This window comes from Chryseobacterium sp. OV279 (assembly GCF_900128945.1).
GTDB lineage: Bacteria > Bacteroidota > Bacteroidia > Flavobacteriales > Weeksellaceae > Chryseobacterium.
Window position 1 is genome coordinate 1 of record NZ_FQUD01000004.1, and the last position, 15,412, is coordinate 15,412.

The 15,412-nt window shown below is 37.7% G+C and carries 10 protein-coding genes; 6 read left to right on the forward strand and 4 right to left on the reverse strand.

Features of this window, described 5'->3' with window-relative positions; genetic code table 11:
* Positions 1-765 precede the first annotated feature (765 nt).
* On the reverse strand, positions 766-1,812 hold the full coding sequence (locus BUA72_RS17070; protein ID WP_072924199.1) for a PA0069 family radical SAM protein: 1,047 nt from the start codon (positions 1,810-1,812) through the stop codon (positions 766-768).
* Positions 1,813-1,933: 121 nt separating this feature from the next.
* Positions 1,934-2,128 (reverse strand): hypothetical protein, encoded by a 195-nt coding sequence (locus BUA72_RS17075; protein ID WP_034724644.1) that lies wholly within the window; start codon positions 2,126-2,128, stop codon positions 1,934-1,936.
* A 173-nt stretch (positions 2,129-2,301) separates the two neighbouring features.
* On the opposite strand from BUA72_RS17075, the gene BUA72_RS17080 reads away from it, so the two are divergent.
* Positions 2,302-2,652, forward strand: coding sequence for a hypothetical protein (locus tag BUA72_RS17080; RefSeq protein WP_047456460.1), 351 nt, complete (start codon positions 2,302-2,304; stop codon positions 2,650-2,652).
* A 39-nt stretch (positions 2,653-2,691) separates the two neighbouring features.
* Here the strand turns inward: BUA72_RS17080 and BUA72_RS17085 are convergent, their stop codons facing one another.
* Together BUA72_RS17085 and BUA72_RS17090 are read right to left on the reverse strand one after the other, a co-directional pair.
* Complete coding sequence (locus BUA72_RS17085) at positions 2,692-5,346, reverse strand: hypothetical protein (protein ID WP_072924201.1); 2,655 nt, start codon at positions 5,344-5,346, stop codon at positions 2,692-2,694.
* A 35-nt stretch (positions 5,347-5,381) separates the two neighbouring features.
* Complete coding sequence (locus BUA72_RS17090) at positions 5,382-6,179, reverse strand: DUF2797 domain-containing protein (protein ID WP_072924202.1); 798 nt, start codon at positions 6,177-6,179, stop codon at positions 5,382-5,384.
* An 86-nt stretch (positions 6,180-6,265) separates the two neighbouring features.
* On the opposite strand from BUA72_RS17090, the gene BUA72_RS17095 reads away from it, so the two are divergent.
* From BUA72_RS17095 to BUA72_RS17115, 5 genes are all read left to right on the forward strand, one after another.
* Positions 6,266-7,288, forward strand: a complete 1,023-nt coding sequence (locus BUA72_RS17095) for a GDP-mannose 4,6-dehydratase (RefSeq protein WP_072924204.1) — start codon at positions 6,266-6,268, stop codon at positions 7,286-7,288.
* A gap of 142 nt (positions 7,289-7,430) precedes the next feature.
* Positions 7,431-7,652 (forward strand): DUF2795 domain-containing protein, encoded by a 222-nt coding sequence (locus BUA72_RS17100; protein ID WP_002662059.1) that lies wholly within the window; start codon positions 7,431-7,433, stop codon positions 7,650-7,652.
* Between the two features lie 127 nt (positions 7,653-7,779).
* Positions 7,780-10,854: a preprotein translocase subunit SecA gene (gene secA, locus BUA72_RS17105; protein WP_072924206.1), complete on the forward strand. Its 3,075-nt coding sequence runs from the start codon at positions 7,780-7,782 to the stop codon at positions 10,852-10,854.
* Between the two features lie 153 nt (positions 10,855-11,007).
* A complete protein-coding gene (locus BUA72_RS17110; RefSeq protein ID WP_072924208.1) occupies positions 11,008-13,179 on the forward strand; it encodes a TonB-dependent siderophore receptor in 2,172 nt (723 codons plus the stop codon).
* Positions 13,180-13,211: 32 nt separating this feature from the next.
* On the forward strand, positions 13,212-15,377 hold the full coding sequence (locus tag BUA72_RS17115; protein ID WP_072924210.1) for a TonB-dependent siderophore receptor: 2,166 nt from the start codon (positions 13,212-13,214) through the stop codon (positions 15,375-15,377).
* Positions 15,378-15,412 lie beyond the last annotated feature (35 nt).

Here is a 15,412-nt window from a genome sequence, read left to right on the forward strand (position 1 = left end):
ACTCTCGTTTTTCAGTGGGGCAAAGATAACAACTTATTAATACGCAAAACAAGTTTATTTAACATAAAATTCATGAACAGGCCTTATAAATCCATAAGACACTGGGAAGCAGATAGAAAAATTTTAAACTAATGTTTGATTTTCAGGCTTGCCTTTTCTAGAATAGTTATTTTACCTTTTTAAACGTTCATAGATCAGGCTCAAAAACTCAGCGTAAGACTTTTCTAAGCCTATGATATCGCCGGATTTTAGATTTAAACCGCCGGTTCCGGAGGTGTCGGATTTTATTTTTGCGGAAGAAGCCTGGAAATAAAGATTGTCATTTGTACGTAAGCTTTGGCTAAAGCCTTTTTGTGTGCATACATATTGCAAGCGGGCTAAAGCCCGCCCCTATTGAATCTGATACTATATACTTGTTATCATAAATCCACCATCATATATAAGGTGTAAGAAATAAGATCTATCAATCAAACAATTTTGGCTGAAGCCTTATTTAATGTGCGTATCTTATAAGCCGGCTGAAGCCCGTTCCTATTGAATCCGATACTACATATATATTATATACCTTATCATACATCTGCATCATATATATAAGGTATAAGAAATAAGATCTCTCAATCAAACAGTTTTGGCTGAAGCCTTATTCAATGTACATATCTTATAAGCGGGCTGAAGCCCGCTCCTATTGAATCTGATACTACATATATATTATATACTTGTCATACATCTGCCGTCATATATATAAGGTATAAGAAATAAGATCTATCAATCAAACAGTCTTAGCTGTTGATCTTTTGCTCCGGTAAAATTCGCTGAGGAAAGTTTAGGGAATTCTTTGCCATCGAAAAACTTCTTTCTTCCGATCTTAAATGTAGTATGGATCATTTCCGCGATATTCCCTTCTCCCCTTTGTCTTTCAAAATATCTCTTGTCTCCCAGCTTTCCGCCGCGCATAGAACGGATAAGATTTAAAACCTTTTGTGCCCGGTCCGGAAAATGAGATTCAATCCAGTTGACGAAAACAGGCTCTACGGTATCATTCAATCTCACTAATGTATATCCGAAGCTCAGCGCACCTGCATCTGAGATCGATTTCAAAATATTCAACGGTTCATCACTGTTCAGACCGGGAATGATAGGTGCCACCATGACATGCACAGGAATTTTATTCTCTGTAAGAACTTCTATAGCCTTTAATTTATTCGGAGCGGAACTGGTACGTGGCTCCATTTTTCGTCTCAGTTCTTCATTAATAGTCGGAATACTGAGTGAGACAGAAACCAAATTCTGTTCTGCCATGGGTTTTAAAATATCCAGATCTCTCAGAACAAGTGCATTTTTTGTCAGAATATTGACAGGATGTCTGTAATCCAGACAAACCTGAAGCAGTTTTCGTGTAATCTCAAATTGCCTTTCTGCCGGCTGATAGCAATCGGTGTTTCCGGAAAGCAAAATTGGTGCGGGCTTGTAACCTCTTTTCTGAAAAAACTTCTCCAAAAGCTCAGGAGCATTCTTCTTCACCATGATTTTTCTTTCAAAATCAATTCCGGCACTGTAGCCCCAGTATTCATGGGTAGGTCTTGCAAAACAATAGGAACATCCGTGTTCACAGCCCTGATAAGGATTCATGGAATACTCCATCGGGAGGTCTTCACTTTTCACCTGATTCACAATGCTTTTTGGAAAAACTTCGGTGTAAGAGGTTTTTACTGCTTCGAAATCTTCATCATCAGGCTCATAGGTGTACCTGTCGAAACGATTGATAACGTTCGACTGTGCGCCCTGTCCTTTTTTGAAATTCTCGTTTTGCATTATGTTGTAAAATTAGATTGGATTTCTAATTAAATAATGAGTTTTAACATTAAAGTTATCCACAGAAAAATCCGACCCTTAAAAAGGAGCCGGATTTCACATAATTAAATATATTCTTTTACTACTTCAGTGCATAAAATTCCACTCCGTGATATTCATCTTCGTGGTTTTTGTCATCAAAATGTCTGTGATAATCCGAATAGGTATCACTATATTTTTTATCTTTTTTAGTCAATATCTTTTTTAATCCAATAAAACCTAATACAGCCAAAAGACCAACACCTCCTGCCAGTAAAACGCCAACTTCTTTTTTCATATTTCGTCCGATTTAATACGATAGCTATTGCAAAAAGCGTACCTAATTTTCTGATTCAAATTATAAATTTTGTTAACATTAAACTTTATTTCGTTGAAAAATGTAATTGCCTTTTTTATTAAATTTAGCAAATCAATGGTTTAATTATTGTACTACCCTATAAAAATAATATTATGGATAATTCAGAATATACCGACAGAATGACCACCTTAAGCCAGGTTATGAAAACCCTTTCAGAGAGAGGAATACATCGAGAATTCAGAATGAATGACAAATGTGAGATGAAATTTGAAAATTCAGATAAAGTATACCAACCTTCTGAGCTTATCATTTTAAAGACTTATCGTTTTGAAGGCGACAGCAATCCTGATGATAATGCGGTTTTGTATGTTTTAAAAGATAATGCCGGAAACCGTGGAATGATCATCGATTCTTATGGAGCAGACAGTAATTATCCTGGTGAAAAGTTTGATGAGTTCCTGAGAGATATTCCTGTTCAGGAAAGTGAAGAATTTAATTTTTAATACTTCCTTCAACCAGAAGATCTAAATATATCCCCCGAACTATTCAGTTTTGGGGGTTTCTTTTTTCTTGAAGATGTTTTTTAAAAAGCCTTTCTTTTCCTTTTTCTCTTCCTCTGGTTTATGTTCTTCCTTTTTTGCTTTGATCTCCTGCTTCAGTTCTTTTACCGTTTTTTTGACTTCCTTTACAGAAGAAACGGCACTTTTTACCGTTTTCTCAGTTTTATCAATATTCTTTCCAATCAATGTTTTCTTTAATCCCTGTTCAATTCCTTTCCAGAAAAGATTGAAAAATGACTTCGTTGGGTCCCTTTCAACATTTTCCACGGCTACAGCTTCGGGGTAATTTCCGGAATCAGATCTGATAAAGAGATTCGCCACAGCTGTCAGTACTCCTTTCTTTTCCTGATTGTTTTTATTTAAGACGGCAATTTTAAGTTCTTTATGTTTCAGATTGAACGTTCCGTGCAGTCCTGCAGGATTTCCTTTGAAACTGAACAGCATTTCCTGAATCGTTCCGGCAGTGGCCGTCACATGAAGATAGGGTCTGATAAACGGATTGATTCCGCTTGCCGGAAGATTGGATGTTTTTCCTGAAATAGCAAAACCGTCATTATGATCGGCTACATCAAAATTCCAGTTTACGGAGAGAGGTGCAAGATTCATGAATGAGCAGTTGATCTTAATATCTACTTTTGTAGGCTTTCCTTTTGTTTTGGCAGAATTCAGATTTTTAACGTTCATATTAAAATTTGCAAATGTCAGTTTTCCCGGGCCTGCACTTTCGGGTGTATCTTCTTCGTACACCAAAACGGAATTTTTCAGATCAAGATTATTGACTGTCATCGGAATTTTTATCGAACGAAGCAGTTTGGAATACAACGGCTTCACTTTCGGATCATCATTTGGAATCTTACTTCTGAAAATATTGGCATCTGCACCAAGAACCGTTACATTGGAAGCATTGATCGATTTATTATCAGAAAACAAATCCCAATGTCCGTCTGCTGCTATCTGAGAAACTTTGATATCATACAGATCGCGCTCTACAGGTATCATTTTGATAAACTGTGCTCTCGAAACGAGCGGTTTCATGATAAAACTATTAACCTGAATTTTATTTTTATTCAATTTTAAAAGTCCCGCGCTTAAATTATAAAACTTTGTTCTGTAGGCAAAATTCCTTGTGGTCAGGAAATAGTCTTTCACTTTAAAGGAAAGTCCCTGGTTATTTGGTTTAGCCGCTACTTCAATGGCATTAACTGTTGCGTTCAAATCATGAAAAGCAAGTGGCTGCATTCCTTTATCATAAACGATATCAGAATTTTTGAGGGACATTTTCCGGACGATGATTGAATTAATGATTCCTGGTTTTGGATTTTTCTTTGGTTTATCCACGCCTGCTTTAATGGTTCCACTTATATTTTCAACCAAGACATCTTTAAGATCCAGATTCAGTTTCTTTTCAACAAATTCAAATTTGTTGATGTTAAAGGCAATATGTCCGGTTTTCAGATCCATTGAACCCTTTCCCGTCTCCGGAACTCCGGGAGACAATATCAGATTTCTGATTTCCCCGCTTTTGGGGTTTAGTGCAATGCTTTCAACCGTGAAGTTCTGGTGATTTGAATACTGAATATCTCTTCCTGAAAAATGAAAATCTTTATATCCGACAGGAATTACCTCTTCTGCGGTGACTTTATCAAATTTCAACTGATTGACTTTTACATTCAATGCCTTTGCAGAAAGTAATCTGTTTCCATCTGGTTTATTAATTAGTACAGCAGCGTTACTGAATTTTATATCTTCTAGATTAACTTCAAAATTCAGTTTTTTTTCAGCCTTTTTAGGTTTTACTCCCGTGTTGTAAACAGTAAGGACAGGATTTTGAAAATCTGCATTGGCCAGTGAAATCTTGTTTTTAGCCAAAACCACATCTTTAAAATCCATTTTTGGAATGGAGAATTCAAAGAGTTTAGGTTTTTGAGGATAGAATCTTTTAAACTGATTAAAAGACAACAACGGAATCAATCTGAAATTTCCGATTGACATTTGACCATCCGACGTCGTAATATTACCTATTGTAATTGCGTATACATTATCCGGGCGGAAGAAAAAATCTTTTCCTTTAATAGAATAACGGTCAAAAACTACCGGAAGTTTATCCTCTACTGATTCTTCTGTCATCTGCAGGTTCTCTACAAATAAATCCAGTTGCTGAACGGACAAAAATTTCTGCTTTGTATGCTTGAAAATATTAATTGTTCCTTTATTGATCCTGATATTTTCAAACAGGACTGGATTTCTTTTTTTTCCGGTTTTACGGTCTACAGGCTTTGCAAGACTGATATTTAAATTAGGCTTGGCCAGCAACAGATCAGATGAGCTGATTCTTTTATTAAAAATAGCATCATAAATCCCAAAACGACTGATTTTTAACGTATCAATCGTTCCCTGAAGACCAATAACGTTAGTGTTTTGTGGGTCTTTGCTGTTTACGGTAATTCCCGCAGCGAAAATATTTCCTGAGCCCAGATCTACATCCAGTGTTTTATAGGATACCTTATAATCTGTATTCTTCTTTATATAATCAGGAAGTTGGGTTTTAAGCCATATATTCAGTCCGAAATTCGCGGCTAAAATAATGAGCAGCAGAACTCCAAGGCTTATTAATAACTTTTTGACCCATTTTTTCATATTGTAATTTGGTGTTTGTCATCTTAAATATAAGATTAATTTTTTATCTCCAGCTCGATGACATAGCCTTCATGACCTCTTACATTCATAAAATCGGCACTATCGAAACTCAGATACTGTCCTTTTATTCCGGTAAGCTTTCCTGTGAATTCAGGTTTTTTATCTAATGTGAATGAAGTTACTTTCGCCGGTTTTTCAAAAGGGTAATCAAATCTCCACAAATCTTCCCCTTCACTGTAGAACTTTTGGAAGTCATCAGGAAAGTACTGTCTGATTTTTTGCTGGAAATCGGCGAGATCAATTTCTCCTTCGAAATCATCCTGAAGCATTTTTCTCCAGTTGGTCTTGTCAGGAAGATGTTCTTTTAATGCAACTTCTATCATTCCCGCTTCGTAACGGTTTTCTGTTCTGGCAATCGGCAGTGCAAAAGTGGCACCCTGATCGATCCATCTTGTTGGAATCTGGGTATTTCTTGTTACTCCTACTTTTACATCTCCGGTGTATGCTAAATATACGGTGTGAGGCTGCAATTGGATTTGTTTTTCCACTTCCAGGTCACGTTCTGCAACGCCTAAATGGGCTGTGGAAAGTTCAGGACGAATGATGGTATCACTGGCATAAGGGCTTTCAAAGAAACAGCTCTTGCAGAATCCCATTCTGTAAATGGGCTTATTTTCTCCGCAGTTGACACACTGAAATCCGGTATGTTTTATACGCAGTTCCTTTCCGAAAAGCTCATTCATATGGATAAGATCCCCTGAAAGATTTAGATAATATTGGATCGGCTGTGCGTCGAAACTCGTCATTTTTAAAATTTGCCCTTGAAACTGCATACTGTTTATATTACTTTTTTAAGTAAATTTAATGATTATATTTTCAAAAAGTAAATTTATATTTTTGCGACATTAAAAAATCACAAATGACTTATCTTGTAACTGGAGGAAGCGGATTTATAGGTTCCCATTTAATAGAAAAATTATTACGAAATGGACATTCTGTCATAAACGTTGACAATTTTGATGATTTCTACAATTATCAGATAAAAATTAAAAATACTTTAGCATCTATCGATAAAAATTATGATTTTGATTTTTCGGACAAAGAGACAGACATTAGACATTTAATGACTATTTCCCAATCAGACTGCTACCAACTCTATTATCAGGACATTCGGGATAAAAACGGACTTGAAACCATTTTCAAAAACCATAAAATAGACCTAATTATTCATCTGGCAGCACTGGCAGGCGTACGTCCTTCCATTGAAAGACCTTTGGAATACGAGGAAGTAAATGTCCGAGGTACCATGAATCTATGGGAGCTTTGTAAAGAATTCAATATCAACAAATTCATCTGCGCTTCTTCATCAAGTGTTTACGGAAATAACGAAAAAACACCCTTTGCAGAAACCGATAATGTGGACAATCCCATTTCACCTTATGCTGCAACCAAGAAAAGTGGCGAAGTTTTAGGACATGTTTACCATAATCTGTATCATATTGACATGATCCAGCTCCGTTTTTTCACCGTTTACGGGCCGAGACAAAGGCCGGATCTTGCTATCCATAAATTTACAAAACTGATCTCAGAAGGCCATGAAATCCCGTTCTACGGCGATGGAAATACAGCCAGAGACTATACTTATATTGATGATATCATTGATGGAATCACGAAATCCATTGTTTATCTGGAAAATCATTCCGGGGTTTATGAAATTATTAATCTCGGGGAAAGCGAGGTCGTCACTTTATCCGAAATGCTGGCTGCCATAGAAAATACCCTTGGAATTTCTGCCACCCGGAAAATTCTGCCAATGCAGCCGGGAGATGTCCAGAAAACCAATGCAGATATCACAAAAGCTAAGACATTAATAGACTACAAACCAGACACAGACTTCCAAAATGGCATAAAAAAATTTGTGGAATGGTTTTTGAGAAAATGACATCATGTAAGTTGCCGGAACAGCTGTAATGCGGTCTATGACGGACAATGAACAAAAATTAATCAAAAAGAATTGAAAATCAAGTATAAAAAAGCGTATAATATAAGCTAATTTTATACTTTTGCAAAAAAATTAGAAAATTATGTACTGGACATTAGAACTAGCCTCCTATTTAAGTGACGCGCCTTGGCCGATGACAAAAGCAGAACTTATTGACTATGCAATCAGAACTGGTGCACCCATGGAAGTTGTAGAAAACCTTCAGGCTATTGAAGACGAAGGAGAGATCTACGAATCTATCGAAGAGGTATGGAGTGATTATCCTACCGACGAGGATTTCCTTTGGAACGAAGACGAATATTAATTAAAGCAATAAGCTTTAAGCAATGCGCTTAGAGCTTTTTTGCCCTTTTTTATATATAAAATTCACACGATAAGCGTGTCAGTAAAACGCTTAAAGCATATTGCTTTAAGCATAAAGCAAAAAATTTATGAGTTTTTTAAACAAAGTTCTTAAAGGGTTTTTGGGAGACAAAAAAGCGCAGGACCTAAAAGAAGTAAAAAAAGTTGTAACAAAAATCAAAGCTGTAGAACCAGCCATTCAACAGTTGACTGATGATGGACTGAGAGAAAAAACTGCTGAATTTAAAGACAATATTAAATCTGCAACCAGCAAAATTACAGCGCAGATAGAACAGATAAAGGAGCAGGTGAAAAATTCACCTAATGTAGATGAAAAGGAAGCTCTTTTCACAAAAATTGAGGCTCTTAAAAAAGAATCATACGACATTGAAGAAAAAGTTCTTGGTCAGATCCTTCCTGAAGCTTTTGCATTGGTAAAAGAAACAGCAAGAAGATGGGCTCAGAACGGAGAGATCCGTACCAAAGCAACAGACTGGGACAGACAATTGGCCGGAGCGGGTAAAGATTTCGTAGAGATTCAGGGAGATACTGCCATCTGGAAAAACTCCTGGGACGCTGCCGGAACTCCTGTAGTTTGGGACATGGTCCATTATGATGTTCAGTTTATCGGAGGGGTTATTCTTCACAGTGGTAAAATTACCGAAATGGCAACTGGTGAAGGTAAAACTTTGGTAGGAACATTACCTATTTACTTAAATGCACTTTCTGAAAGAGGTGTTCACGTAGTAACGGTGAATGACTATCTTGCTAAAAGAGACTCCGCATGGATGGGCCCTCTTTATCAGTTCCACGGAATGTCTATCGACTGTATCGATAACCACCAGCCGAACTCAGATGGAAGAAGAAAAGCATACAACTCAGATATTACTTACGGAACGAATAACGAATTCGGTTTCGATTATCTGAGAGATAACATGGTAACTTCACCTTCAGAACTGGTGCAAAGAGAATTGAACTTTGCGATCGTGGATGAAGTTGACTCTGTATTGGTAGATGATGCGAGAACACCATTGATCATTTCAGGTCCGGTTCCTCAGGGAGACAGACAGGAATTTGATGTTCTTAAGCCTTCTATCGACAGAATCGTTGAAGTTCAGAAAAAAACGGTTTCTGCACTCTTTAATGAAGCGAAAAAATTAATCGCTGCAGGAAACACAAAAGAAGGAGGATTCAAATTACTTCAGTCTTACAGAGGTCTTCCTAAAAACAGACAGTTAATCAAATTCTTATCGGAAAGCGGAAACAGAGCATTGCTTCAGAAAGTGGAAGCGCAATACATGCAGGACAACAACCGTGATATGCCGATTGTAGATAAAGATCTTTATTTCGTTATCGAAGAGAAAAACAATCAGGTTGATCTTACCGATAAGGGAGTAGAATATATGTCTCAGGGGAATTCTGACAATAACTTCTTCGTTCTTCCGGATATCGGAACAGAAATCGCTGAAGTGGAGGCAAAAAACCTTACGAAAGAAGAAGAATTCGAGGCTAAAGAAAAACTTTTCTCTGAATTCGCTGAAAAATCTGAGCGTGTACACACGATGAGCCAGCTGTTAAAAGCTTACACATTATTTGAAAAAGATGATGAGTATGTAGTGATCGACGGGGAAGTAAAAATCGTTGACGAGCAGACAGGTCGTATCATGGAAGGAAGACGTTATTCTGACGGTCTTCACCAGGCGATCGAAGCTAAGGAAAATGTAAAAATTGAAGCCGCTACGCAGACTTTTGCAACGGTAACACTTCAGAACTATTTCCGTATGTACAACAAGCTTGCGGGGATGACCGGTACAGCTGAGACAGAAGCGGGAGAGCTTTGGGAGATCTACAAATTAGATGTTGTGGTGATTCCTACCAACCGTCCTATTTTAAGACATGACAGACAGGATTTAGTTTTCAAAACTAACCGTGAAAAATATAACGCCGTAATTGAAGAGATTGAAAAATTAACAGCAGCAAAAAGACCTGTATTGGTAGGTACTACTTCTGTTGAAATTTCTCAGTTACTTTCTAAGGCTCTTCAGTTAAGAAAAATCCCACACCAGGTATTGAACGCGAAGCTTCACAAGAAAGAAGCAGAGATCGTTGCCGGAGCAGGACAGCCGGGCGTTGTAACGATTGCAACGAACATGGCAGGTCGTGGCACGGATATCAAGCTTTCTAAGGAAGTAAAAGAAGCAGGAGGTTTGGCTATTATCGGTACTGAAAGACACGATTCAAGACGTGTAGACAGACAGCTTAGAGGTAGAGCGGGACGTCAGGGAGATCCAGGAAGTTCTCAGTTCTATGTATCTCTTGAAGATAACTTAATGCGTCTTTTCGGTTCTGAGAGAATCGCGAAAATGATGGACAGAATGGGTCATAAAGATGGTGAAGTGATTCAGCATTCTATGATCAGCAAATCTATTGAAAGAGCGCAGAAGAAAGTGGAGGAAAACAACTTCGGGATCAGAAAGAGACTTCTTGAGTACGATGACGTAATGAACAAACAGCGTGACGTGATCTATAAAAGAAGAAAGAATGCTCTTTTTGGAGATCACCTTAAGTATGACATTACGAATATGATCTTCGATGTTTCAAATTCAATTGTTACCAAAGGAAAAGCTACAGGAAACTATAAAGATTTCGAATTCGATATCATTAAGTTCTTCACGATGGAATCTCCGGTTTCTGAAAATGATTTCAAGAGCAAGCAGATTCCTGAATTGACAGATCTTGTTTTCAAGGCCGCTCAGGAAGACTATAAAATGAAACTGAACTTACTGAAAGAAAAATCATTCCCTATCATTGAGAATGTATATCAGAATCAGGGTTCCATGTTTAAAATGATCCAGGTTCCTTTCTCAGACGGACACAAAACAATGACGATTGTGGCTGATCTGAAAGAAGCTTACGATACTCAGTGTGAAAGTTTGATCAATGATTTTGAAAAGAACATCACTTTATCCATCATCGATGAAAACTGGAAACTTCACCTTCGTGAAATGGATGACCTGAGAAGATCTTCTCAAGGTGCCGTTTACGAGCAGAAAGATCCATTGGTGATTTACAAACAGGAATCATTCCACTTATTCAGTGAAATGGTAGACAAAATGAACAAAGAAATTATCTCTTTCTTATACAAAGGAGAAATCCCTGCTTAAGGAATTAATAATAAAATCTCATAAAAACCTCGCTTCAGCACAGACTGAAGCGGGGTTTTGTTATTTAGTGCCTAATGAATTCATGATAAATATCAATCCTGTTATTTATTTAGAACAATTAAAAACAATATATTTGCAAAAAATTTGACTTTCATGAAACAAGTACTGATCTGTGCCTCATTGCTGGGTTCTCTACTGGTCTTTGCCCAGGAAAAGGATTCAACAGCCTTAAAAAGCATTGATGAAGTGATCATCAACACCTATGTCAAAAAAGACAGTGATTATTCCAATAAGATGCCTTTAAAAGCTATTGAAAACCCACAGGTATATTCGAGCGTAGATAAAGTAATTTTAGAAAATCAGGGAATTTTTACAGTTGATGATGCTTTCAAAAACATTACGGGTCTGCAAACCATGTGGACATCCAACGGAAGAGCAGGTGATGGTGGTGCTTATGTAAGTTTAAGAGGATTTGTTTCATCCAATTCATTGAGAAACGGAGTTCTTGGAGCAGTAACGAGTACTATAGATGCTGTGAACCTTGAAAAGCTGGAAGTTTTAAAAGGTCCATCCGGAACATTATTCGGAAGCTTGCTGACCAGTTATGGAGGTGTTATCAACCGTGTAACGAAAAAACCATTTGAGACTTTCGGAGGAAATGTAAGTCTGGCAGGAGGAAGTTATGACACGTACAGAGCCGCCGTAGACATCAACACTCCCCTAACGAATGATAAGAAACTTCTATTCCGCTTAAATTCTGCTTATACCAACGAAGGTACATTTCAGACAGAAGGTTTCAGAAGAAATTTAGCGATTGCGCCAAGCTTAAGCTATAAACCAACAGACCGATTAAGCATTAACCTGGATATGGAATTATTCCAAATGAAGAGTATGAGCGATCAGACGTTCTTCTTTTATTCAGGAAAATATTTGCAGAAGGTGAATAACATCAGGGACCTAAATCTGGATTACAAAAATTCATATTTAGGAAATGACCTTACCAATACGGGACGAAGCATCAATTTCTTCGGACAGGTTCAGTATAAAATTTCAAATTCCATCACTTCTTCTACCAATTTCAGCAGTTCTTCCAGCTATTCAGACGGGTTTATGCCTTATCTGTATTTTATGGGTGATGATGCTACCAGCATGTACAGAAGTGATCAGTCTACCCGAGACAGCAGAAAAAAATCAATCAATTTCCAGCAGAACTTTAACGGAGATTTTAAAATCGGAAACTTAAGAAACCGTGTAGTTCTAGGATTTGATTATTTAAGGATAAACAACAGTCAGAATTTCTACGATGTAAACGGATTCGACAAAAATGCCGCCGGTGAGTCTGTACCAGTCCCATTACATCAGCCGGGCTTCAACTATACCAACTTCAACGGAACGGCACTTCAATCTATGTACAATGGAATGGCTGGAAATGAAAAACCCTACTTAATATCCGGAACACAGGAAAACTACGCCGTATACTTATCCAATGTCCTGAACATAACGAACAATCTGAATGTGCTGATGGCTTTACGTGTTGACAATTTCAACAATAAACCGGGAGCAGATGTTGCGGACGGAAAGAAAATGAATCAGACGTTCTTTTCTCCAAAACTTGGGGTTGTGTATGAAGTAATCAAAGACAAGGTTTCTCTTTTCGGGAATTATCAGAACAGTTTTAAAAACCTCAGTTATTATGTAGACGGAGCAGGAGCAACAAATACTCCGCTTCCTGAACAGGCTAACCAAATGGAAGGAGGAATTAAAACAAGCCTTTTCAACGGAAAAGTATCTTCTACTTTCAGTTACTACAACATTAAAGTAAAGGATGTTTTAAGAAATGTACCTACCGTAGATGCTCCCAATGCACAGATACAGGACGGAACTATTGTAAGCAGAGGTGTTGAGCTTGAAGTGAATGCTTATCTGGTAAAAGGTTTTACTGCCATTGCCGGTTTTACTTATAATGATTCGAAATATACAAAAGCAGATCCGTCTGTTTTAGACAGAAGACCGAATACGTCAGGTTCTCCTTATCTGGCTAATTTATACGCAAGCTACCAGTTTCTTGATGGAAAACTTAAAGGCTTAGGATTCGGAGTTGGTGGAAACTACGCCAGCGAAAATAAAATATACAACTCTGCCGATGGTGTTTTCTCACTACCGTCATATGTCGTATTGAATGCCAGCGCCTACTACGATGCTAAAAAATTCAGGATAGGAGTAAAAGTAGACAATTTCACAAACGAACGTTACTGGATAGGATATACAACAGCTAATCCACAGAAACTGATTAATGCAGTGGGAACTGTTACTTACAAATTTTAATCCATTACCATAATTCAGACACTATTTAAACAATGAAAAGAATAACGATAGGAGCAGCATTATTAACATCCATGTTAACCTTAGCTCAGCAAAAAGATACGATTAAATCAAATGACATCGAAGAAGTTGTTGTCAACGGAAGATACTATCAGAAATATAAACTTAACGAGGTTTCGGGATCATTAAGACTGCAAACCCCGATTATTGAACTTCCACAAAACGTACAGTCCATCAGCGGTCAGGTTTTGAATGACCAGATCACTTTAAATATGTCTGAAGGAATTGTCCGTAACGTAAGTGGTGCCAGAAAAGTAGAACACTGGGACAATGTGTATTCCAACGTTTTCATGAGAGGAGCAAGTATCGCAACCTACATGAACGGAATGAATGTTTCCTCTACTTGGGGACCTATCAACCCGGATGCATCTATCATTGACAGGATAGAATTCGTAAAAGGACCGGCAGGATTCATGGGATCTATGGGTGATCCGGCAGGATTTTACAATGTGGTAACAAAAAAACCAACAGGAAAATTTGCCAATAGTGTAAGATTCACAACGGGAAGCTACAATCTTTTCAGAGGAGAAGCAGATCTTGACGGCGTTATCGTGAAAGATGGTGTATTGGATTACCGTTTAAACTTAATGAGTAGTTCCAACAAATCATGGTCAGAAAATGATAAGACCAGCAAAATAATTGTGGCTCCGTCTATTACTTTCAGACCAACAAAAACAACGACATTCACGGCACAGTACAACTATCAGTTTTTAAAATTCAATCAGCCGGGAGCTTATTTAATGTCTCAAGACGGTTATGCTTCATTAAATGTTCATACTAACTTTAATGACCCAAACTTCAAAAAAACAGAAGTGAAGGATCAAAGCTTATTCTTAACCCTGGATCAGAAATTATTCAAAGACTGGGTGTGGAGTACACAATATGCTTACATGGATATGAACTATGACGGGGGCTCATGGTGGGGAACTTTTGACCCGAACGATAAAAATATCTTCAACAGAACAGTAAGCAACTGGCAGGCTGTTGGGAAAAATCATATTTTCCAGACGTATTTAAGAGGTAGTCTGAATACAGGAAACATCGTGCATAAAATTATCGCAGGATTTGACTACGGAGATAGAAAATACAATGCAGACTTCTCTGGATATGGTCCTGGAGTTTATCCGATCAATATTCAGAATGTGCAATATGGAGTAAATCCATCTACCTTGCCTCCTGACAGTTTTTACACTTTAAACTCTGCTGCTCCTTTCTATAACGATCAAGGCGTAAAATACACTTCTTATTATGCACAGGATCAGATAGAAATGTTCAATAATAAGCTGCGTCTTACTTTAGCAGGAAGATATACAAGCGGGACCACTTTCGCAGGATATCCATTTTACTCCGAAGGAAATATTGTTCCTAAAGATAAAGCAGGTGAATTTACCCCAAGAGTTGGAGCAAGCTACTCTTTCAGTGATGATTTCTCCGCATATGGAGTCTTTGATAAAACATTTGTACCGCAGTCAGCTGTGCAGTACTCTGAAACCAATCCTAAAGGTGTTCCTCTTACCACACCTTTCAGAGGCCAGAACCTTGAAGTCGGAATTAAAAAAGACTGGTTTGGCGGGAAATGGAATTCAACATTTGCAGTATATGATATAAGAAGACAAAATATATTTACATCTGATCCCGCTCGTCCTGGTAGTGGTCTTTCAGTAGCTACTGGTGAACAGAGAGCCAGAGGTTTCGAAGCTGATATTAAAGGAGAAATTGTAAAAGGATTAAATGTAGTGATCAACTATGCTTATACAGATGCTAAAACAATCAAAGACAGTGATGCTTCAAAAATAGGTCAGCAGTCTCCCGGAAATGCTAAAAACGTACAGAATACGTGGTTAAGCTACAGATTTGAACATGGCAATCTAAAAGGATTCGGTATTTCTGCAGGATATAAGTATCAGGGAGGAAGACAATCTTGGTTTGGAACCACCGCAAAATACGACCAGAGCCTGGAAGATTACTTTGACACCAACTTCGGTATTTCTTATACTGCTAAAAAATTCGATGTTAATCTATTGCTGAATAATGTTCTGAACAGAAAGCTTTACAGTGGCTACAGGTCAGATGACGGTTCGTACGCATGGATCTACAATGCTCCGCGTAACTGGAGACTATCAATAGGATATAAATTTTAAATAATCAAAAGTTAGCCTCTTCGGAGGTTAACTTT

What these genes read in the sequence shown, in the direction of transcription:
- BUA72_RS17080 (WP_047456460.1), top strand. Translation starts at nt 2,302, where the DNA reads ATGGATAATTCAGAATATACCGACAGAATGACCACCTTAAGCCAGGTT.
- BUA72_RS17075 (WP_034724644.1), bottom strand. Translation starts at nt 2,128, where the DNA reads ATGAAAAAAGAAGTTGGCGTTTTACTGGCAGGAGGTGTTGGTCTTTTG.
- BUA72_RS17085 (WP_072924201.1), bottom strand. Translation starts at nt 5,346, where the DNA reads ATGAAAAAATGGGTCAAAAAGTTATTAATAAGCCTTGGAGTTCTGCTG.
- secA (WP_072924206.1), top strand. Translation starts at nt 7,780, where the DNA reads ATGAGTTTTTTAAACAAAGTTCTTAAAGGGTTTTTGGGAGACAAAAAA.
- BUA72_RS17100 (WP_002662059.1), top strand. Translation starts at nt 7,431, where the DNA reads ATGTACTGGACATTAGAACTAGCCTCCTATTTAAGTGACGCGCCTTGG.
- BUA72_RS17110 (WP_072924208.1), top strand. Translation starts at nt 11,008, where the DNA reads ATGAAACAAGTACTGATCTGTGCCTCATTGCTGGGTTCTCTACTGGTC.
- BUA72_RS17090 (WP_072924202.1), bottom strand. Translation starts at nt 6,179, where the DNA reads ATGCAGTTTCAAGGGCAAATTTTAAAAATGACGAGTTTCGACGCACAG.
- BUA72_RS17115 (WP_072924210.1), top strand. Translation starts at nt 13,212, where the DNA reads ATGAAAAGAATAACGATAGGAGCAGCATTATTAACATCCATGTTAACC.
- BUA72_RS17095 (WP_072924204.1), top strand. Translation starts at nt 6,266, where the DNA reads ATGACTTATCTTGTAACTGGAGGAAGCGGATTTATAGGTTCCCATTTA.
- BUA72_RS17070 (WP_072924199.1), bottom strand. Translation starts at nt 1,812, where the DNA reads ATGCAAAACGAGAATTTCAAAAAAGGACAGGGCGCACAGTCGAACGTT.